The organism is Acinetobacter sp. I-MWF (assembly GCF_025433935.1).
Taxonomy (GTDB): Bacteria; Pseudomonadota; Gammaproteobacteria; order Pseudomonadales; family Moraxellaceae; genus Acinetobacter; species Acinetobacter guillouiae.
Genome location: NZ_JAMBAR010000001.1, coordinates 3,039,783 through 3,063,926, shown reverse-complemented (window position 1 = coordinate 3,063,926; position 24,144 = coordinate 3,039,783). Strand labels below are relative to the sequence as shown.

The following is a 24,144-nucleotide window of genomic DNA, read 5'->3' as shown; positions in this document are numbered from 1 at the left end:
TCGAAAATAAGGACAACAACAAAATGACATGTATGATTCAAAAAATTCTTGTCACCAGTATCTCACTACTGATGATACATACCGCTAAGGCCCAACCTATTTCTGCTTCATCTTTAACTTTAGAGCAGGGATTATCCTGTCTGGATTGGGTTGAGAAAGAACAATCTTTTAATAACCAATTGGTGCTGGGGACAGAGGGATATACCAACATCAGCTATGGTCAAATTTCAGAAACAATTTCTGATTTGGACCATGTTAAGGATACTTAAAAGAGTTGCAACTGTCAGTACAGGTTTTCAATTAACAATTAATCCCTGTGTACAAACACAGGGATTAATTGTTAGATTAAATTATCACAGTTTTTAATTTAATTTAAGTGGTAAATGCATTACTGTTTTGCTTTAGAAATATAAAATTAAATTTTTTAAAAAGTTCTTTACTTACTTCTTAAACATGGTTAAATTCAGAACATAAATTATTGTTGGCTAAATAAAGCCAGGGAAAGATAGCTAAAAAAACCTACCTAAATTTGAGCAAATGCAATATTGCACTGTGCCCATAACTGTATGAATGAGTTTTAAGTTTAATCAAAGCGACAAATCTAAATAATTATAGATTTTATTTTTTTACGTCTATTTTTTATGGATTTGTTTTTATATCTGTTTTTTTATGGACGTATTTTTATGTTTATTTCATTAGTCTATTTTTTTATTAATGTAATTTTGAATATTTATTCTTTTATTGAGTTAGTTTTGAATATTTATTCTTTTATTGAGTTGGTTTTGAATATCTATTCTTTATGGATTTAGCTTTTATGTCTTTAATTATTAAAACTCAAGCAAATGGGATTCATCAGCACGAAACAAAAGCAATTGCTAAAATTTGTGAGGCATTTAGTGTTGAAGATGAAATGCGAAAAAACAGCCCCTGGTATGGCTATGCAGGCTATACTTTAGTAGACAAAACCACTAAAAAGGGGGGGGAGTTTGATCTAATCTTGGTGACTAATAGCATCATTATTGTGGTTGAGTTGAAGGATTGGAATGGTAAATCAATTAAATCAGCTAACGGTAATTGGTATATGGATGATCGTGACATGGGGATTTCCCCAGTTTCACTGACACGCCAAAAACAATTCATTCTTGTCAACAAGCTTAAAGCACTTAAAGATAAATTCACAGGTAATCCAGGATTTGTTCCTAGAGTTTATTTTTTTGTTGTAATGTGTGGAAAAGTTAATTTTTCTGGATTACCAGAGGATGAAGCAAATCATGTCATCAGTATTGATAAGTTTATCAAATTTGCTAACAAAATTGCATTTAATAAAGAATTTAAACCGCATCCGAATGCTCAACACTTAGATAAGGACTTTGATTTAATCGATAAAATTTTTGTTACTAATGATACGTCCCCTAAAAAGGTTATTGTTCAAAAGTATAAGCAGGAGGAAGAGCTCCTTGCTCATCCTCAAAAAATTTATACAGAGTATGAGGCAACATCGACCATTTCTCGTTCTGATAAAGCATTAATCAGACAATGGCATTTTGCTAACTTTAAGGAAATGAGCCTTCAATCACCAAAGCAAAGGGCTGCGTTACTAAATCATGAACGTATCATTAGTGCTGAATTTCAGCAAAGTAACCAATTATATAAGACTGCTCTTGTCCCTTTGATCATGCCTGAAGAGGATCAAATTACTGAACAGTACAATGAATTGGTTGAATATCGGCAAAGTCATCTCCGTTTCAATGATTTTATCACTACAATCAACCCTAATTTATCTGAGGAAGATAAATTAGATTTGATTCAAATTTTAGTGAGTAAATTCGCTGAAATACATAATCTAGGTATTTCACATGGAGATATTAATTCACACTGTATTTGGATTTCTCCTCAAAAAGATATCGCTATTTCACACTTTTTAACTTCTAATTCAGAAAATATCGATAATCAGATTGAAGACTTACAATCAAGTCTTACATTTCTATCTAGAGATTTTCAAGCTAAATTAGCAAATGTATCTGCGTTTAAAAAAGACGTATATATGTTAGCAATAGTTGCTTGGCACTTATGGGCGAATAATCGTTTAACCCCTAAAGCATTAATTAATTTGTGCGTTAATAGTGACCATTGGATTGCTGACTTAGTAAAAAAGGCAATTGCTTTTGAAATTAATGATGCTAGTCAATTGCTTAGAGAATTTAATGCGAAAAGGCCTACGCAAACAGTAGAGTTTATTGCTGACGTTGCATTATTAGAAGAATATGTTACAGCAGATAAAATATATAAGATTTATCCAGAGGAGGATGAAATCTACGAAGATGAACATAATAAAACCACTTTATATCGTTCAGGTGATCATCTTGTAAAAGAATGGTCAGATGTTCATTTGGATAGATTCTCATCAAGTGATATTCTTAAATATCAACATTTTTTTGAGCGACTTAAAGAGGCTACAGCCCAAAACTTATCATATTTACCGAATTTAGTACGATATGGTATTTCAACAAAGTCTAGATCTTTATTTGTTGTTTGTGATGTTGTTGACGGTGTAAAAGTTGACGAAATTGAAGCTGAAAAAGAAAGCAGATTGCAGTTGGCTGCTAACTTGGTAGAAGCGATTATCCATTTACATAAATTGGGCTTACCAATTGGTCGCATTAATCATGATAGTGTGCTGTTCAACTCAGAAAACAGCAGTTTTGTTTTCAATGATATTATTGATATCAGACCATATTTAGATCATAAGAGTGAATATTATCCTGCACATATCGAAAATCCTACCAGTGAGCAGTGCCATAACTATGCCATTATGTATATGGTTTGCCAAATCCTAAGGTTTAAAATAGGTGATGATAGTACAGATTTTAAATGGATTAGTGATGCTGTAAAACTTGAGCTCAATGAAACAGAGTTTCCTTTAGGTGATTTAAATCGTCTATTGGAAAGTATTGAAACTACGCAAATTAACAGCGATACACCAACCATTCGTATTCCTGTACCTGATAAATTCACTGAGCTACAGATTTTTGCCGATAATAAGCGTATCTATGCAGCTGTAGAGAAAGGTCGTAATGGTAATGACATTATGGTCAAGTTACAGGGGATTGGGGGTTCAATTCATTTTATTTTAGATCCTAATATCAAAAGCATTCGCTTTGTGACAGGCGTGCGTGAATCTGATGTTGTGCCACATTACGTCATAGATCAGGCTGTGCTAGAAATAGATATTAACTTAAATATTGAGCATTCAATTGGTAGACCAGATTACACAGAACTATCAGATTTCCTATTTAACTTGAATGAATTTTCAACAGCAATTGATGATGTTTTACAAGATCAGTTTAATGATCAAGAGGAGATCTTGGAGTTAAATACTGATTTTCCTCAGTCAACTGATGTGTTGGATATTGATCAGCAGTTACTAACTCATGATTCGCAGAATACTAGTGTCACAGATGAGTTTGTAAGTAAGATAGCATTAGATACTATCCATAGTGATATCAATAAAGCCACAGCTTTAAGTATTAATACAAACAAATTATGGAAGGCAATCTTAGAAACAGAGACTGAAGCTTTACCATATATTGTTTTATCACAACCGTTGCAATTGGTTGATACCAAAATTTTTATTGCAAGATATGAAGATGATAACGATGTATTAGACAAATTTCCGAAAGATGCGTTAATTAGCTTAATCCATAAGACTATTGATTTTAATGGTGAGGATAGAGAGTTCCGTGTAGGTGATATCGATATTCAAAATTCTCTAGCAGGGGAGTTAAGAATTAAAGGCGTAAAACATGCCGATAAAATTAAGGTAGGACAAGTTTTATATTTACGTACTAAAGCGGATAAATCATCATTCCTTAAACGTAAAAATGCATTAGAACAGATATTAAGACGACAATCTGATATCCCTAATTTAGTTGATTATTTTGAGCCAGCCTCACAAATTATCCCCAAGAATTATGATATTACTGTTTCGGATAAAGACTTCGAAAGATACGATCAGAAAGATGAAGATGAAAAAGTAGTTGTCAGTCTGAATGACCTTCAGCGTGAAGCATTCCGTAAATTAATTAACTTTGGTCCAGTCTCAATTTTACAAGGCCCACCAGGAACAGGTAAAACAGAATTTATCGCAGCCTTTGTTCACTATCTTTTTGAAAAGCAAAATGCCAATAATGTTCTAATGGTTAGTCAATCCCACGAAGCGGTCAATACTGCTGCTGAACGTATTCGTAAACACGCTCAGCGTTTAGATACACCACTAGAAATAGTACGTTTCAGTAACAGAGAAAATGCTGTATCAACAAACCTAAAAGATGTGTATTCAGACTCGATTATTTCTACACACAGAAATCTATTTTTAACTGAGATGGAAGAGAGGGTTCTATCTTTGAGTCAGTCGATTGGTGTTGATAAGAAATATCTAGCGTGTGCTTTGTTCTTGAAAGTAAATCTTTTTGGTCATTTATCAAGAATGTTGGTTTCAGCAGAATCTGAAGATGAAAAACTATTGTCCAAAACCGAGTGGAATGGATTGTCGGTCAAGCTAATTGAACGTCTCAAAGATTATTCACAAGAGTTATATTCTTCTTTAATTGGTCTGAATAGTCGCCAGATTTTAGATCGTGAAAATCAAATATGGAAAATGTTGGATGAGACTTTTGAAGTGCATGGTAAAGCTGCCAATAATGCAAAAGCACTTATACAAATTGCATTTGATTATGATCAATTAATTGATAGTCCAAATGCCAACTATGAAACTTATCTGTCTAAGACACGGCAATTCATTTGCGGAACTTGTGTGGGGATTGGTCATCATTCGATTGATATTGCAAATCAAACTTTTGATTGGGTCATTATTGATGAGGCTGCGCGATCAATTTCTTCAGAATTAGCTATTGCAATGCAATCAGCTAAACGTGTTTTGTTAGTTGGTGATCACAAACAATTGCCTCCTTTATATTCACCAGAACATGCTAACGCTTTGGCACGTAAATTAGGGTTTTCAAAAAATCGTATAGAGGCAAATCTGAAAAGTGATTTTGAACGCCTATTCACATCCCCTTATGGTCAGGCAGTACAAGGTAAGTTACTTGTTCAATATCGTATGGCACCAGCGATTGGTAAAATGGTCTCAGCATGTTTTTACGATAATGAGTTAAAAACAGGAGTGATTGAACCATTTGATAAGCCCTATCAAGAAGATATGGTACGAGTAGTACCGAATATTTATTTTAACTCTTCAGTTCAAGAACTTCGCTCTACTGTGGCATGGGTTGATACATCTGAAAAGTATAGTGATGGTGTAGGTACAACTTTCTATAACAAACATGAAGCTCGTAAGATTATGGCATTGTTAGAGAAAATTCACTCAGATGAGCAATTATTGAAAGAGTTAAAAGACAGATCAAAGCCAAATGAGCCATCTATCGGTATTATTTGTATGTACGGCGAGCAAAAACGATATTTACGTAAGCAATTTAATTCGAAGTCATGGAATGAAGAATTTAGATCCTTAGTTAAAATCGATACTGTTGATAGCTATCAAGGAAAAGAGAACAGAATTATTATTTTATCTATTACACGTAATAGTTCTGATAATAAAATTGGTTTTATGAATATGCCAAATCGTATTAATGTGGCTTTATCTCGAGCGATGGATCGGCTGGTAATTTTTGGTGCATCTCGTCTATGGGATATGCCAAGACATAAAGAAAGTCCATTAGGATTGGTTCTTAGCTATATCCTGGAGCGTACAAATGATGATCAGCATTATCAATATATTGCTGATCAGAAACTTGCACCAACTAAGAATTCCAATTCATTGAAATTTAAATATAAAACAAGTTCGAATCGAGGTGGCAATCATGAGTAATTATAGTATTCCTTATCATGATATTGATATCTTAATTCCTTCTCAAAAGTTTGAAGTAAACTTTAGTTATACATCAAGTCAAATGCCTAACTTCATAGATTCTATGATTATGCGTTTATTGCGTATAAGCCCATTGTCTGTGAAGAATATCGCTAAATTTTTAGGGATGAATCAGCGAGAGTCTCGCATTGTATTAGATCAACTCATTACGAATAATGAAGTTGAGCTTCAGCAAGATGGACTTTTTCATTTGACTAATAAATCAATGAAATATTTCACCACGGTAGATTCAATACCGAAAGTTGCATCTATTTTGGAGCATACTCACAGTTTGATCTATGAATTAACCAATTTTAATTATATTGCTCAAAAGCCAGATAACAATATGTATGGTATTAAATTGATTGCGACTAGTACTCATGCTGCAAATAGTGAAAATATCGTTAGGGATCGATTTCAGAAGCAATTTTATCAACTTATTGAAGAAGATATTATTACCTTAAAGAAAATGGAAGGCAGACCTAGTATTTATAAAATGGGTACAGTAAAAAAGATTAAAGAATGTACTGTTCGTAAGTCGCTCGATCTCCATGTTGATGCTCAGGCTGAACCACAAGCCATAAAAGTGTTGGACTCAATTATGAGTGATGAACTCAAAGATAAAACTTATCAGGTATTGGGACAAAGTAAAAAAGGTAATAATATCCGTGATATTTTGAATAATCTAGATGGGTTTGAGCAGTTAAAGCTTAATCAATATTTTAAGGATGGCCGTTTTCTAGCACCTAATGCTTTATTTGATAGCCTTAATCCTATTGAAAGCAAATCATCAGATGAAAATCATTTGTTTATTGGTCCTTGCTATAGTCAGAGTAATTCAAAGATTATATTGAATAAAATTAAAGAATGCATTACTAAGAATTCTCAAGTTAGCAGTATCTACTGGTTAGCACCAGATGATGCCTTTTGGGGTAAATCACTAAGATTCAATACTTTTATTAATGCTTTAGGGCAAATTAAGACTAAACAGAATACTGATTTACAACTGAAATGCTTCTTACCGATGCATGATGAACAAGATCGAACTTCTGTAAATAATTACCGTAAGATTATTGCTAAAGATCAGCAAAAGTATTTTTATGGGATTAAGGAAGGAATACTTGACGGTAACTTTGAACTTATTGTTGTTAAAAATGAATTTGCTGTAGTTGTACTACATGTTTTAGACTCAGAAGCTGAGTATTTAACATCATTTCCTTTTGGCTCAATTAGTTATGATAAGCAGCTGGTTAATGGTTTAGTTAGTTTGTTTGAAGCATGGGAAAGACCAAAAGATGAAGGTGGGATTAGTTTTGGTCAAATATTTAAAAAAAATAGCCAATCGTAAGTAATATTTTTACTAGTTCAAATTAAGTGATTCATACTCAAAATTATGAGTCACTTAATATTGGACCTGTATTCTCTCTAATGTAATCTATTAAAATGTGAATAGCCACTGATTTTGTAGACACCTTTTAGTTAGATAAAATCGCCAAAAATAGGCTTTTTACTCATAAAAAATAAAGGTTTTTGAATAGATAAAATATATGATTTTACTCTATAATTTTTAATATATGTTAAACGATCGGATATGTAATAATGACGGGGAAGTTTGCGCCTGGAGCTCGTGTAGAGATTCGTGATGAAGAATGGGTAATCCGACGCGTGGACCCTACTATGAATCATGGTGATCAGCTCACTTGTGAGGGAATCTCAGAGTTAGTCCGAGGTAAAGAAGCTATTTTCCTGACAAAATTTGAAGATAAAATCCAAATTTTAGATCCTAAATCAACCAAATTGGTTCAAGATAGTAGTCCACAGTTTTCTCAAAGTTTATTGTTCATTGAAAGTCATCTACGACAATCTACACCGAATGATTTAAAAATTCATATTGCTAAAGAAGCAGCAATGGATGTGGTTGAATATCAGTTGGTTCCAACGTATCAAGCACTCAAACAACCTCGTCAGCGTATTTTAATTGCAGATGCTGTGGGTTTAGGTAAAACACTTGAAGCAGGTATTTTGGTTACGGAGTTAATTCAACGTGGTCGTGGTAAACGAATTCTCGTTCTGACGCTAAAAAGCATGATGACGCAATTCCAAAAGGAATTCTGGAATCGATTCTCAATTCCTCTTATTCGTCTAGATTCAAATGGTTTACAAAGTGTTCGTGGTCGTATCCCAACCAACCACAACCCATTTTACTATTACGATAAGTCGATTATTTCAATTGATACCCTTAAACAAGACAATGAGTTTAAGTCTTACTTAGATAAGGCCTATTGGGACATCATAGTGATTGATGAAGTGCATAATGTTGCTGATCGAGGAACCAGTTCGCAGCGTACAGAATTAGCGCAACTATTGGCAAGTAAATCAGACACTTTAATCATGCTTTCAGCAACACCACATGATGGTAAAGCTAAAAGTTTTGCAAGCTTAATGAATATGCTTGACCCAACAGCTATTTCTGATCCGAATAACTATATCAAAGCTGATTTTGCTGATAAAGGTCTTGTGGTACGCCGCTTTAAGCATGACATTAAAGATCAAGTAAAAGCCGAATTTAAAGATCGAAAAGTCTTTTCTCTAAAGCATCAGGCTTCTGCTCAAGAAGAGCTAGCATATGAAGCCTTGCTGAAAGTACCATTTACGATCAAAGGGCAGTACAACAGTGAAAAGCCGGGGCAACTAGTCCGAATTAGTCTACAAAAAGCATTGTTTTCTTCACCCGCTGCCTGTTTGAAGTCTGTTGAGCAACGAATTAAAAAACTAAATGCTAAGGATGAGTTGATCACCGCTGCTGTCGAGCAGGAACTTGATAGCCTTCAAGCTTTGAAAGATTGTCTTGAACAATTGGATACATCTACGTTTACCAAATACACCAAACTCATCGAGTTATTAAAAAGTCCTGAATTCAATTGGGATAAACGTAATACAGAAGATCGAATTGTTATTTTCTCTGAACGTATTGAAACGCTAAACTTCTTAGAAAGTACTTTAAGTCATGATCTAGGTCTAAATAAAGATCAGATTCAGCAATTGCATGGGGGAATGGATGATATTACCCAGCAAGAGATTGTTGAAAAATTTAGTAAGCATGAAGAAAAGGTTCGAATATTACTGTGTTCTGATGTTGCGAGTGAAGGGATTAACTTGCATCACTTGTCACATCGACTCGTCCATTTCGATTTGCCATGGTCATTGATGGTGTTCCAACAACGTAATGGTCGTGTAGACCGTTATGGTCAAACCCAAGAGCCTGAGATTTATTATTTAATTACTGAGAGTAGTAATGAAACGATCCGTGGTGATGTCCGTATTTTAGAAATATTGCAAAAAAAGGATGATCAAGCCTATAAGAATATTGGTGATCCAGCAACCTTCCTAGATGTTTATGATGTAGCGGAAGAGGAAAAGTTAGTTGCTGAAGCCATGCTGACCGTGCAGGCGGAAGAGTTTGATACTCAATATGTACCTGAAAATAAACCTAATGAAGGTGATGCTATTTTAGCAGACTTCTTTGGTTCATTTGATGAAGATCCAATTGTGGATATACAGCTACAAGAACCAAAAGACAATTTCAAACTATTCGAATGTGAATATGAATTTGCAAAAAGAGCACTGTCTCATCTCAATAAAGACCAAAGACGCATCGCTGTTGAGTTCGAAGATGCGATTAAAAAAATAAAATTAACAGCACCTGATGACTTAAAACAAAAATTTAAAGCCTATCCACCTGAAATTTATCCAGAGCATGGTGAATTTATTCTCACTGAAGATAAAGAAAATTATATGGAGGTGGTGAAAGCATCTCGTAATGAAGAGAACTCTTGGCCAAAAGAACATTATTTATGGAAACGTCATCCTGTCGCTGAATGGTTACAAGAACGTATGCTGGGAAATACAGGGCGTAATGAAGCTTTAGTGATTGGTCTAAATACGCAACTTGAACAAGATGAAGCGATTTTCTTAGTGTCTGCACTGATTCCTAACCGTAAAGCACATCCTGTGATTTGGGAATGGTACGCGGTACATACTAAAGCAAAGCAAATTTCTAAAATTGAACCATTACAAGACATGCTCAATGTATATGGACCAATCCTTAAAAATGCACCGAATACGGGTTTACCAATTAATTCAGATGTTTTGCACGATTTACGATCCGCCGTCGTGGATAGTATTCATCAAGAAGTTCTAAAGAAAAAAGTGAGCTTTGATGAAGAGATGCAACCCAAGCTCGCTGAACAGCTTGAAAAGTTAAGTGCTTTAAAAGGGAAGCAAGAGCAACAGTTGCAACTTGATTTCGATCAAGGACTAGAGTCTGTTGCTCAAACTAAAAAAGAAGCAAAACAGCGTTATATCGACCAAGTGTTTAAGGAATATGAAGTCTGGATGAAAGACACTTGGCAGACCGAAAGCTTACCGTATATTCAATTAATTGCCGTTATTGCAGCAACTAAAAACTAAGGATAGATCATGGCTATTAGTGACAATGCAGCGACATATTTGGGCATTCAAAACGAAAATGAATTCTATTCAGCACATTATTTATCAGAAGTTTTCGATGGCGATATACGAGATTTAATTCAACAGTGGCAAGCGAAAGAACAGCTGGACAGAGAGTCCCAGCAAAGCGTGATTTTTGAGCCACCCTATCAGCGCTTAAAAAACTTAGCACGCCCATATTTTAAAACACATGAAAAAATTCAGCGTGAACGTAGTTTAAAAGCGTCGTTAGAAGAACGTCGAGAACTACACCAACAATTACTCAGTGCATTGGATATTCCTTTTGCACCTTATAACCATGTTTTTTCGATTGGAAATAAGAATGTAGAACTGCCAATTTTGTCTGCTTATCCCAATCAACTACAACCAAAATTATTGGTTGTAGAGGTAATAGATAAAGAACAAGATGGTTTTGATCCTTTCTCACTGGGGGTGCTGAAAGAGCAATTCTTTGGTTCAGGACCACATGCAGATGCTTTGGTACATCCAGCGAAAGATGGTGCCAGAATTAAGTGGTCAGATATTATTAATGATCATATTTTTAAAATGCAGGATGCGCCACGTTGGGTCTTGGTCTTGGGCGATCGACAAGCAATTTTGGTTGATCGCTTTAAATGGCTACAAAATCGCGTTCTACGTTTTGATTGGGATGAAATTTTAGGCCGTAAAGATACCAAGACCTTACAAGCCGCAACAGCACTGTTATTTAAAGACAGTCTTGTTCCTGAAGATGGTGATTCGTTACTCGACAGCCTAGATGAAAATGCACATAAGCATGCTTTTGGGGTATCTGAGGATCTGAAATATGCCTTACGTCAAGCCATTGAGCTCTTAGGTAATGAAGCAACAGAACAACTTTTACAACGTAAAGATGTGAGTTGGTCAGGTGAGAAAACGGGGTTAAATCCAGAGCAACTCTCCAGAGAATGTTTACGGTATATGTATCGTTTGTTGTTCTTATTCTATATCGAAGCACGTCCAGAGCTAGGGTATGTCCCGATTAAAACCAGTCAAAGTTATTTAAAGGGATACAGTTTAGAAAGTCTACGTGACTTGGAAATGGTGCAATTACAAAGTGAACAATCTTTAAAAGGTCACTATTTCCATCATTCGATTCAAAAGCTGTTTAATTTAATTCATACCGGTAAACCACACGATCAAGGTGATCTTGCACTTGATGGCAGTTATAGTGCATCAAGCACGGGTTTAACGGGTTTTGATATTCATGCTTTAGACAGTCATTTATTTGACCCAAAAAGAACTGCATATTTAGAAAAAGTAAAATTTACTAACCAAACACTACAACATGTCATTCGCTTAATGTCTTTGACGCGTGAAACGAGCGGTCGAGGTCGTCAGCGCCGTGGTCGTGTTAGTTATGCGCAACTCGGTATTAACCAATTGGGTGCAGTTTACGAAGCACTGCTGAGCTACCGTGGTTTCTTTGCAAAAGAAGACTTATACGAGGTCCAGAAGCCAGGGGAAACATATGATCCTTTAAATGAGGGATATTTTGTCACTAGCTCTGAAATAAATAACTATTCTAAGGATGAGCAGGTTTTTGATGATAAGGATAAAACCAAATTAACTCGTCATCCTAAAGGTAAGTTTATTTATCGTTTGGCAGGTCGTGACCGTCAAAAGTCAGCAAGTTATTACACACCAGAGGTTCTGACCAAGAGCTTGGTGAAATACACCTTACGTGAAAAACTTGGTGCAGATTTAGAGAAAGTCAGTGCAGATGATATTTTAAAGCTCACGGTATGTGAGCCTGCAATGGGTTCAGCAGCCTTCTTGAACGAGGCTGTCAATCAATTGGCTGAAGCCTATTTAGTTAAGAAGCAATCAGAGCTCAATCAGCGTATTGAGATGAAAGATTATCAACATGAATTGCAGACGGTCAAAATGCACATTGCCGACCATAATGTATTTGGTGTGGATTTAAACTCGATTGCGGTTGAACTTGCAGAAGTATCTTTATGGCTGAACTCGATTAATGGTTCGAATCAGGTGCCATGGTTTGGTTATCAGTTATTTAACGGTAACTCGCTGATTGGCGCACGCCGTCAAGTCTATGACGAAAAGCAGATTAAAACCAAAGTCAAAGCGGATAAATGGTTTAACTTTGCACCGAAGCGTTTGGCACCTGAAAGTTTGGCGGCGAAGAAGTCGGATCGTGCGAATACCGAGGTATATCACTTCTTGTTACCTGACCCAGATATGGCGAACGTGACAGACCGAGATGCAAAAGCTTTAAAGCCTGAAAAATTTGAAACGATTAAGAATTGGCGTAAAGGCTTTTTATCGAATTTAGAAGCTTGGGAAATTGAGACGCTACAACAATTTAGCGATGTGATTGATGAGCTTTGGTCACAGCACGTCCAAGCTTTAAGAGCAGACCGTGCCCGTACGGAAGATCAATTTAAGATTTGGGGGCAAGCGTCTAAAGGTCAAACGACGACTACAGCCGCTAAAGATGAAATTCATGCCAATGGTATTTTTAATCACGATGCGCCAATTGCGACACCGTATCACCGTTTGAAATTGGTGATGGATTATTGGTGTGCATTATGGTTTTGGCCGATTGAAAAAGCAGATTTACTGCCAGACCGTGCGACATGGATGATGGAATTAAAACTCATTTTAGAGAGTGAGGTATATGAGTTTCATCAACCTGAACAAGGTGGTTTTAATTTTGATGAACCTGCGGTGGAAGCACAGCCAGCATTAAGTGGTTTTGAAGCACCTCAGCATGATTTATTTGGTGATGATCAACTAAGCTTGACGGTACAAGAAGAGAAGCTGAGCCAAATTTTAACTGCGAAAGGTGAATTGTATTTACCAAGTCTTTATAAGCAACATCCACGTTTACAACTAGTAAAAGAGCTTGCAGATAAGTTTAAGTTTTTCCATTGGGAGCTGACTTTTGCGGATGTTTTTGCTGATCGTGGTGGTTTTGAGGTGATGTTGGGGAATCCACCATGGTTAAAAGTTGAGTGGAATGAAGGTGGTGTATTAGGTGACTTTAATCCTGAATTTTTAATTAAGAAATTTTCAGCGACACAATTGCGTGAGCGCAGAAAGCAGGAGTTTAAAGCTAAACCTGCGTTGGAAAATGCTTGGTTTACTGAATTGGAAGAAGCAGAGGGTACTCAGAATTTTCTCAATGCTTATCAAAATTATCCAGAGCTTAAAGGTATTCAAACTAATTTATATAAATGTTTTTTACCTCAAGCATGGAAATGGGGTAACTATCATGGGGTAAGTGGTTTTTTACATCCAGAAGGTGTTTATGATGATCCTAAAGGTGGGAAATTTAGAGAAAATATTTATAAACGTTTAAAAGTTCATTTTACATTTCAAAATGAATTGAACTTATTCTCAGAAGTGGATCATCACATGAAATTTTCATGTAATGTATATTCTGTTAAAGAGAATGATGAAATTAATTTTTATCAAATTTCAAATTTATATCAACCTAGTACAGTAGATGCTTGTTTTAATAAATCATCAGATGAATATGTATCTGTACCAGGTATAAAAAATGAGAAAGGTAATTGGGAAACAAAAGGACATCCGAATCGAATAATTAAAATCGATCATTCTGTGTTATCAACTTTTGTAAATTTGTATGAAGATTCGAAAGTTCCTTTTAAACAATCGAGACTTCCTGCAATTCATTCTCAGGATTTAATTAACGTATTATTAAAAATTCTGGAAAAAAAATTAAAAATAAAGGATAGTCGAGAATATATATCAACTGAGTTTTGGCATGAGACTACATCTCAACATAATGGGTTTATAAAAAAACAAACACAATTTATTGAAAATACTTTCGATTGGATTTTGAATGGTCCACAATTTCACGTAGGAAATCCTCTTTATAAAACTCCTAGGCAGGAATGTACGCAGAATAGTCATTATGATCTTATTGATTTAAATAATATTAGGAATGATTATTTGCCAAGAACAAATTATATTCCGAATTTGCAGGGACAATATGTTTCTAACATACCTAATGTACCATGGCTAATTTCTATTAATAAAATTGAAGATTTTCTAGGTGATACTAAAAATTTAAAACTATATAGTGTTCCATATAATGCTAAAAAATTAGAACCTAAATTGGCGACTGATTATTATAGATTAATTGCTAGAAATATGCTTGCTCAAACAGGGGAAAGAACCTTAATAATGGCAATTTCTCCACCAGGTCACGCGCATATTCATTCGGTACAGTCAATAGTTTTTAGAAGTAACTTTGATTTAATTAATACAGCAGCTTTGATGCATTCAATTATTGCCGATTTTTTTATTAAAACAACTGGAAGTTCTGGTCTATATAAATTATGGAATAAGTTACCAGCAGTAAAATTTAAAAGTGAAGTATTAGTCAGAACTTTGGTGCTAAATTGTTTAATTAAGGACTACACAAAATTGTGGAATCAGTGTTTTTTAAATGATTTTAGAAGGGATTGCTGGACTACTAAAAATATAGTTGATAATAATTTCTTTCAACAACTTTCTAATAACTGGACGCGTGAAGTTGCTGTGCGGACAGACTTTGAACGCCGTCAAGCACTTCTCGAAATTGATGTACTTGTTGCCATGGAACTCGGTATGACATTGCAAGAGCTGCTCACGATTTACCGTGTGCAATTCCCAGTCATGCAACAGTACGAACGTGAAACCTTCTATGACCAAAGCGGACGTATAGTCTTTACTCCATCAAAAGGTCTTGTTGGTGTTGGACTTGATCGTACTGTGGGAAGAAGTGATCCACCAGTCAAAATTAAATATCCATGTGGTAAAGAAGAAAGCAAACCACTGGGTTGGACCGAAGCCCAAAGACTCCCAGATGGCACAAAAATCCATAGAACCATTATAGATGACACGCAACCGGGTGGACCTGTTGAACGTGTGATTACCTATACCAGTCCATGGTACTTACCAAATCGAGAAGAAGATTACAAACAAGCGTGGGAAGTGTTTGAAGCACGATTAAAAGCGCAAGAGGGTGTGTAAAGCATGTTTCCGAGTTTAATTTCAAAAGATATAGAGCAAGCATTAAAAAGTTTTATTACAACAGGGTACGAAACGGAAACACCACACTTTAAAGGTAAATTTGACGCACTGGTCGATAAAGACGCTAATGGGGAGGCTTTTTTTAAAGGACCTTATGTCTCTTTGGGGCTACCTTTTGCTAAAAATCCGAAAGCAACCTGTAACTTTTTTTCAAACTTTAAAACGGAACATTCACCGTTTGCACATCAGGAAAAAGCATGGCAACGCCTTGTTGGGGAAACGGCAAAGCCAACATTGGTAGCTACAGGCACAGGTTCGGGTAAAACAGAGTGCTTTTTATATCCACTGCTGAATCATTGTTTAGAGCAAAATGTTAAAGGCATTAAAGCCATTATTATTTACCCAATGAATGCTTTAGCAACCGATCAAGCCAAACGCTTTGCTGAGGTGATTCATAATACTCCTGAACTCAAAAACCGTGTTAATGTCGGCCTATTGGTCGGTCAAGATGACAATGCAGCCAGTGGCACCAAACAGATGTTAGCAACGCAAGTTATTACCGATCATGATACGTTGCGTAAGACCCCACCAGACATTTTATTGACCAACTATAAAATGTTGGATTACCTGTTGATGCGTCCTAAAGATCACAGTCTTTGGGCGAGAAACAAATCAGATACCTTGAAGTATTTGGTTGTAGATGAACTTCATACCTTTGATGGAGCACAAGGCTCAGACTTGGCAATGTTGATTCGCCGTCTTAAAGCCCATTTAAAAACACCGAAAAATCATTTAGTCACAGTGGGTACTTCTGCAACCATTGGCTCTGAAGAAAGCAAAGGTGATTTACTCGACTTTGTCTCTAAAATCTTCGATGCAGAATTTACAGTAGACAGTATCATTGGCGAGAAACGTGTCAGTCCAGCCGAATTCCAAGCACCAATAGAGTATTACAGCATTTCTTATGACTTTGATCCAAAGCTGTTAAACCAACAACAATTTGAATCTGACGTAGAGTATTTAAAACATCAGGCTTGGTTCTTTTTTGGTAAAGCAACAGATGGTGGCTTTGATCTTGATCCTGCTGATATGCAATCCCGTCAAGAATTAGGTGCAAAGTTAAAGAGTCATGCATTCTTCTTAAAACTTTTGAATGATGCGCAAACGCTTACGCCTTTTTCAAGTCTAGTGCCTGAGGCGAGAACATTACCACCAAGTCTCAGACCTTATGCTGAGTATATTCTGATGTCTTTGTTGGTATTGGTATCACATGCTCGTGGTAAAGACTATCCTGGACAGCCATTTGTTTCTTTAAGATTCCAAGCATGGATTCGAGAGCTTAGACGTATTGTGGCAACAGTCAACAAAGATCCTGAGCATGTACATTTACATTTTCATGACGATTTAAAAAAACAAAAAGACCAAGTGGTTTTACCCGTTCTGCAATGTTCAGAATGTCACGCAACGTCTTGGCTTGCTGCAGAAAAAATGGGTGATACCCAAATCGAAACAGACCTACGTAAATTGTATAATCGTTTCTTCAAAAACGATGTACAGGCCAAATATTTGATGCCTATTGATCCTAAACATTGTAATGATGTTACGGGAGTCGTGAGTTATTTATGTGGCGATTGTTGCCACCAGAGTGGTGTTAAAACAGATCAGTGTAATAAATGTGGTTCTAAAAACGTCGTTTGTGTTGTAGAAAGTGCTGAGATTAAAGAAGTTCAAGAAAAGGGTGTGAATACCACTAAAAAAGAACGAGCATGTCCATCTTGTCAATCACGTAATTCACTGATTATCTTTGGTTCTCAGGCGGCAAGCTTAACTTCAGTTGCGATTAACCAACTGTTTTCAAATCAACTCAATCAAGATAAAAAAGTCATCGCTTTTTCTGACTCTATTCAAGATGCCACACATCGTGCTGGTTTTTATAGCGCACGTACTTGGGAAATGAACTTGAGAACAGGGATGACACAATACATTGCTAAACATAGCACTGTGCCTTATTTAGACTTTGTTGACCATTGGTTTGAAGATTATGAACTTAATGAGAAAAACCCAAATGGTTGGACGCATGAAAAGTTCATTACTGAATTTATTGCGCCTAATTTAGAGTCTCGTGAAACTTATCTTGATATGAAGGAGGGGAAAAATCCTCAACTTGCACAATTATTGGCAGATATTAAACGTCGTTTAGCATGGGAAGCACTGCATGAACTCGGTATTAAAAGCCAAACTGGACGTTCTTTACGTCGTACGGGGGTAGCAAATATTTGTTGGGAACCAAGCTTGGTTCATCAGGCAGCTATACAATTACAACAAGATGCATTAAACCATTTGGGATATGAGCTTTCCGAAAAACAATCCCAACAAGTACTCTGGGGAATTTGCCTACGGCTACGTAATCAAGGAGCAATCTATCACCCACTCTTAGACGGTTTTGTGGAACGTGGTGGTGATTACTTTATTTTGACTAATGATAAAACATTACCAACCTTTGGTTCACATTCTCAATTGCCGATATTTCTTGCAAGCGATAAATGTAAAAGCTTTGAAAGTATTTCGCTTAAAAAAGGCCAGAGTTGGTATGAAAAATGGTTAAGCTTGATCGTTCAGGCAGAGGTTCTCGTCGGCAAAGATTTTTATAGCAAGTTATTTGAATATTGCTTAAAAGCATTGCAAAACGTGGACTTAGTTGTTGAACGGGTGATTAAAACTAAAGATGCACGCGTTTGGGGTTTAAATCCACAAAAATTAACAGTTACTCATCAGTTGAGTATGTATACCTTACATGCATCAGATATTTTAGATTTATCTCAAAGCTATGGCGAACTAAATGTTCCTCAACAATGGGAGGAGGAAATCGAAGATCTTCCAGCGTTACAGCTGAATGCCAAGACCAATGGGAAAACGTTTGTTTGGAAAAAAGATCACCGTCCATTCAATAATTTCTATCACCATTTCTACTTGCATGGGCAAATTAACCGTGTGATAGGACATGAGCATACAGGTTTATTGTCGCGTTCATTACGTGAAAAAGTTGAAAATCAGTTCAAAGCGACAGAAAAATCAGGTGAACGCAAACCATGGTTTGAAAACCTATTGTCTGCGACACCTACATTGGAAATGGGTATTGATATTGGGGATTTATCCTCTGTAATTTTGGCCTCTGTACCGCCATCTCAAGCAAGTTATTTACAACGTATAGGTCGAGCTGGGCGTTCAACAGGTAATTCTGTGGCATTGACTGTTGCCAACGGACAACCGCATGATTTGTATTTCTATGCAAATCCATTGCAAATGATGGCTGGAAATGTGGAGCCTCCTGCAATTTTCTTAGAAGCATCAATGGTGCTAAAACGACAATTATTTGCTTACTGTTTTGATGACTGGGGACGAGCAGAACAAGGTAAACAAAGTATTCCAGACACCATGCAATTGGTCATCGGGGCAGTTAAAACTAATAACACAGACCGTTTTCCATATACGCTTATTGAATATATACGCACAAATCGTGATCGTTTGTGGGATGAGTTTACTGAATTACTGCCTCATACAATGAGTGTAGAGAATCGTGAGCGACTCAAAAAAGTAATAATTAATCATGACGCTGAAGAAGAGCAAATTGAATGGATTCTGATTAATCGAATTAAAGAGTTAGTAGAAGAAATCAAGCGTTTAAATGAGCAGAAGAACGCATTAGAAAAAACGCTGAAGAAAACCGAAGCATTACCTGATGATGAGGAAAAGCAAAAGAAATTAGATGAACTTCATCAGGAAATTACAGGTGTGGCAAGGCTGAAACGAAATATTTATAACAAAGCGACATTTAATTTTCTGACAGATGAAGGTTTACTGCCTAATTATGCTTTCCCAGAGGAAGGTACGACATTAAAGTCTGTCATTTTTAGGAAGTCTTCAGATCCTTCAAGTGCTTCGCCGTACCATTCCGAAGAATATGAATATACACGACCAGCCCATGCAGCGATTAGCGAATTGGCACCGAATAGTATTTTCTATGCGTCACATCATAAGGTCGAGATTACCCGTGTTGAAACAGCAAAAGGTAAAGCCATTGAAATGATGCGAATGTGCCCAAGCTGTAGTTATCATGAGACAGTGAGTGCAGCGGTCACAGCATCAAGTTGTCCACGTTGTGGTGATATTCAATGGGCAGATGTAAGACAACAGTTCCCTGTATTGAAGCTTGTGCAAGTGTATGCTAATACATTGAAATCTAAGGCGATGCTATCTGATGATAGTGAAACACGTGAGCCATTATTCTTTAATAAGCAGATGCTCGTGGATGTTGATCCGCAGGATGTGGAACTTGCATATGCTTTTGAAAATGAAGATCGACCTTTTGGTTTTGAATTCGTAAAAAAAGCAAAATTTATTGAAATGAATTTTGGTGAAAGTACAGGTTCTACTGACTTAACCTTTTACATTGCGGGTAAGGAGTTAGAGCGGCCTGGTTTTAGAATTTGTAAGGAATGCGGCACTGTACAAGACAAAAAAGGTCCTGCAAAACATCAGCACTACTGTAGCTTTGCTAAAAACCAAGATGAAAGTGGCATTGAACAATGTTTGTATCTTTACCGCCAATATGTTTCAGAAGCCATTCGTATTCTGATGCCGAGTATGGCTGTTGCAACGCCAGATGAACAGATCAACTCTTTTGTTGCAGCAATGCAATTAGGACTTAAAAAGAAATTTGGCGGTAAAGTCGATCACTTACAAATTATGATTTCTGAACAGCCTGTTGCCAGCAGTGATTTTAGAGAGCGTTACTTGGTGATTTATGACAGCGTTCCTGGTGGTACAGGCTATTTACATGAATTGCTTTCTGATCCAAATCATTTGTTAGATACATTTAAAGCTGCGCAAAAAGTGATGGCTGAATGCCCATGCCAACACATCATTCCTGAAGTGGATGGTTGTTATCAGTGTCTTTATGCATACCGTAACTCTTACGGCATGGAAAGTACCTCACGTAAAGTCGCTTTGAATATGTTGCATGAGTTATTACGTGATGATACGACATTTAAAAAAGTTGAACACTTAGGGAAAGTGAAAAAAGTGGTTTGGGAGGATAGCCAGCTAGAAGTGCGCTTCCCAGAAGCACTGAAAAAATTTAATGAACCTGATCTTCAAGCTTATGTGGGACATAAGAAAGTCAGTGTCAAAGTTGATTTAATCAAAGGAGGGAAGGCATATCATTTAAGTATTGATAAAGAACAATACCGTATGGAGATGCATGTTCAATTGGGTCCATCGCAGGGCGTTGCTTATGCTTGTGAGCCAGACTTTATTATTTATCCAGAAAATAAAGAAGCAAAGAAAGCTGGGTTTAAACCGATTGCAATTTTCTTAGATGGCTATGAGTATCATGCACAAAGTGTGCATGATGATTTACTGAAACGGCAGGCTTTGATTCGTTCAGGCCAATATTGGGTCTGGTCTCTCACATGGCACGATGTGGAATCTAGCTTTGCAAAAAATGAAGCTAAAGTTGCTAATGTATTCCCAAGTATAGTTGCAGAAACAGCGGCTTATGCTGGATTGAAAAAAGCACATGAACAAAGCTTGAAGCCATATACGTTCAATGACTTACAGCTGAATAGCTTTAATTTATTGATGAAATTTTTGAGTCATCCAAACACAGGAGATATACAGCAACTAAGTGCTGTACAAGCTCTACGTTTAATTAATCCTCGACATAATCTGGCTGAGAATCTAGAGCAGTGGAAAACATTTACTCAGTATTTTCCTGCGGAGTTTAATGAGCTTGTTCAATCTAAAGCAGTTCTTTTAGCAAATACTTTTGAACTAGGTCATAGCGAAAATCAACTCAAAGTGGCGTATGCCGCTGGTCAAGACATTATTAAAAACCTTGATTTAAATGCTTTGACGATTGGTATCCAAGTTCAATTTTTGGAAAAAAATCTAGAAGAAACTAAAGCGTTATGGATGAAGTTATGGCAACTCATGAATTGGCTTCAATTCTGCCCAAACCTATACGCTGGAGAAATTAGACAAACAAATGAAGGTGTGTATTCGAAATTAAGTTGGAATACACCATCTGTATCGAATCATGATGATTGGTCAGTTGTATTTGAAGAAGCATCAGAAGAGATACATCCACTCTTGTACGCCTTGAAAGATCAGTATGTTGCTCTGCCTGTGGTCGGCTTTGAACTTGAAGGATCTAAAGGTAAAATTTTGGCTGAAGGTGAGTTGCTTTGGAAAGAACAAAAAATCATTGTGCTTTTGCCATATCAGTCAGATGACAAAGAAATATTTGAACAATACGGCTATGACGCATACCTATTTGTTGAAGAAAATTTGGAAATATTATTAAGAGAATTGGGAGATAAGCTATGAAAACAAATTTAAAGCTGGCTTTTTCTGACGGCTATTTTGCATCAATGAATAAATTGCCATCCAATATTCAGGCGAAAGTAAACCAGCAGATTATGAAGTTTATGGTAAATCCCTCTTTACCAGGTTTTAATTTAGAAAAATTACAAGTCGTCAAAGATGATAGCTTCCGATCTTTAAGAGTTGATCAGACTTATCGCATCATAGTTTCAGAGCAGAGTAATATTTTATTATTACTTTGGGTTGACCACCATGATGATGCTTATGCATGGGCGAAAACACATAAATGTAATATTAATGCTGAGACAGGGGCGATTCAGCTTTATCAATTTGAAGTCCAAACGGTCGTAGAAGAGCCTCAAAATACTTCGGAGAGTTTATTTAATAATTTACGTGATAAACAATTGATGAAGCTTGGTGTGCCAGCAGACTTAATCACGCAAGTCCGATTACTAAAAACTGAAGAGGATCTGGATCAGTTACAAGCAATTTTGCCTGAAGATGCTTATGAAGGCTTATTCTTATATCTTGCAGGGCAAAGTTATGAATCGATTCTTACTGAACGTGAAATCGCTGAAGATAGTCAGTTTAGTACTACTGATTTTGAAGCAGCACTTGCCAGAGATCAGTCATTAGCTAAATTCTCAGTTGTTTCGGGTGAAGCTGAATTAGAAGAAATGTTGAGTGCTTCACTAGAAAAATGGCGTGTTTTCCTGCATTCCTCACAACGTAAACTTGCTACTGGCAATAAAACAGGACCTGTGCGTGTCTTGGGTGGAGCTGGAACAGGTAAAACTGTAGTGGCAATGCACCGTGCAAAATGGTTAGCAGAAAATTTAACTGATCCGAATCATAAAATTCTATTTACGACATTTACTAAGAACTTAGCACAAGATATTGAGGATCAGCTTAAGAGTTTATGTGGGGAAGCTTTACTTCAAAAAATTGAAGTAGTGAATTTAGATAAATGGGTTCAGTATTTCCTACGTAAACAAAAATATGATTTTGAGATTCTCTACAATCGCGAGAGTTTGGATGAACACTGGAAAACTGCCTATGTAGAGATGTCACCAGAATTGACATTAAGCCTGGAATTTTTTAAAGAGGAATGGTTGCATGTGATACAACCACAAGGCATTACGTCGCTTGAAGAATATAAGCAAGCACGTCGTGTTGGGCGAGGTACACGTTTAAGTCGTGGAGATAAAATTAAAGTTTGGGATGTTTTATCTGAATATAGACGTATATTGAATCATCACGGGATTAAAGAAATATCGGATGCCTATCGTGATGCAGCGGACTATATCAGAGTAAATGATGTACATTTTCCTTATCAAAGTATTGTTGTGGATGAAGCCCAAGATATGGGACCACAAGCATTTAAATTATTGAGAGCGATTGTTTCTGAGAAAGACAATGATCTATTTATTGTCGGGGATGCACATCAGCGTATTTATGATCAAAATAAAGTGATATTGAGCCAAGTCGGTATTAATGTTCGTGGCCGTTCAGCTAAACTTAAAATTAATTATCGAACAACGGATGAGATTAGAAAGTTTGCAATTTCTATTCTCAAAGATATTCCAATTGATGACTTAGATGGCGGTCATGACAACAATACATTATATAAGTCGCTTACTCATGGACCACAACCCAACATTCTAGATGTTAGTTCTAGTTTTGATGATCAAATGGAGAAAATCACAGCTATCCTTGATAAAATAGAGTATCCATTGGACAGTGTGTGTATTGTGGCTCGTACACATAATGAACTTGATAAGATCGTACATTATTTTAATACGAATCAACGCAAGTTTCACAAGATCGTCAATTCAGAAAGTGGTGCACGAGAAGGTGTAGTTAAGATAGCTACGATCCATCGAGTAAAAGGGCTAGAGTTTGACCAAATTATTCTTGCATCATGTAACGATGGACTCATTCCATTAGATAGCACCGTAGAGTACAAGTCTGATCTGGTTTCCAAAGAAGAGGCAGATGCACATGAGCGCTCATTAGTATTTGTTGCTTTGACGCGTGCTAAGAAAGAGGTGGCTATTTTATCTTATGGTGCAAACAGTAAATATTTGAACTAATCATTTATTACATTCAATAGAAATTTCTATAGGATTGATTTAAATTAATTTTTTGATGGGTTGAGTAAATCATCTAAAGACGAATCTATTAAGATGATTTAAATTTATATTTTCAAAGGTAAAAATGTAAGTAGTGTAGAGTTAATCGTTAAACCATACATGATAGAGGAAGATTAAATACTTTAGTGTTATGACAAATATTAAATA

At 36.3% G+C, this 24,144-nt stretch carries 6 protein-coding genes and 1 pseudogene; all 7 read left to right on the top strand.

Features of this window, described 5'->3' with window-relative positions; translation table 11 throughout:
* Nucleotides 1-23: 23 nt before the first annotated feature.
* Nucleotides 24-240: pseudogene (locus M2R48_RS14075) on the top strand (hypothetical protein); the annotation flags it as partial.
* Between the two features lie 574 nt (nt 241-814).
* Nucleotides 815-5,887, top strand: coding sequence for an AAA domain-containing protein (locus M2R48_RS14070; protein ID WP_262086512.1), 5,073 nt, complete (start codon nt 815-817; stop codon nt 5,885-5,887).
* Nucleotides 5,880-7,274 carry a hypothetical protein gene (locus M2R48_RS14065; protein WP_262086511.1) on the top strand — a complete coding sequence of 465 codons (1,395 nt, stop codon included), beginning with the start codon at nt 5,880-5,882 and terminating at the stop codon, nt 7,272-7,274. The genes M2R48_RS14070 and M2R48_RS14065 overlap by 8 nt, the downstream gene beginning before the upstream one ends.
* 251 nt (nt 7,275-7,525) lie before the next feature.
* Nucleotides 7,526-10,396: a DEAD/DEAH box helicase gene (locus M2R48_RS14060; RefSeq protein WP_262086510.1), complete on the top strand. Its 2,871-nt coding sequence runs from the start codon at nt 7,526-7,528 to the stop codon at nt 10,394-10,396.
* 9 nt (nt 10,397-10,405) lie between these two features.
* Nucleotides 10,406-15,460, top strand: coding sequence for a hypothetical protein (locus M2R48_RS14055; protein ID WP_262086509.1), 5,055 nt, complete (start codon nt 10,406-10,408; stop codon nt 15,458-15,460).
* Nucleotides 15,461-15,463: 3 nt separating this feature from the next.
* Complete coding sequence (locus M2R48_RS14050; protein ID WP_262086508.1) at nt 15,464-21,847, top strand: DEAD/DEAH box helicase; 6,384 nt, start codon at nt 15,464-15,466, stop codon at nt 21,845-21,847.
* Entirely contained in the window at nt 21,844-23,937 is a 2,094-nt protein-coding gene (locus M2R48_RS14045) for a UvrD-helicase domain-containing protein (protein ID WP_262086507.1), read from the top strand. Before M2R48_RS14050 ends, M2R48_RS14045 begins: the two co-directional genes overlap by 4 nt.
* Nucleotides 23,938-24,144: the final 207 nt, after the last annotated feature.

Bases quoted from the DNA above. Each gene is read 5' to 3' on its own strand.
- M2R48_RS14050 (WP_262086508.1), top strand. From the start codon at position 15,464: ATGTTTCCGAGTTTAATTTCAAAAGATATAGAGCAAGCATTAAAAAGT.
- M2R48_RS14065 (WP_262086511.1), top strand. From the start codon at position 5,880: ATGAGTAATTATAGTATTCCTTATCATGATATTGATATCTTAATTCCT.
- M2R48_RS14055 (WP_262086509.1), top strand. From the start codon at position 10,406: ATGGCTATTAGTGACAATGCAGCGACATATTTGGGCATTCAAAACGAA.
- M2R48_RS14060 (WP_262086510.1), top strand. From the start codon at position 7,526: ATGACGGGGAAGTTTGCGCCTGGAGCTCGTGTAGAGATTCGTGATGAA.
- M2R48_RS14070 (WP_262086512.1), top strand. From the start codon at position 815: ATGTCTTTAATTATTAAAACTCAAGCAAATGGGATTCATCAGCACGAA.
- M2R48_RS14045 (WP_262086507.1), top strand. From the start codon at position 21,844: ATGAAAACAAATTTAAAGCTGGCTTTTTCTGACGGCTATTTTGCATCA.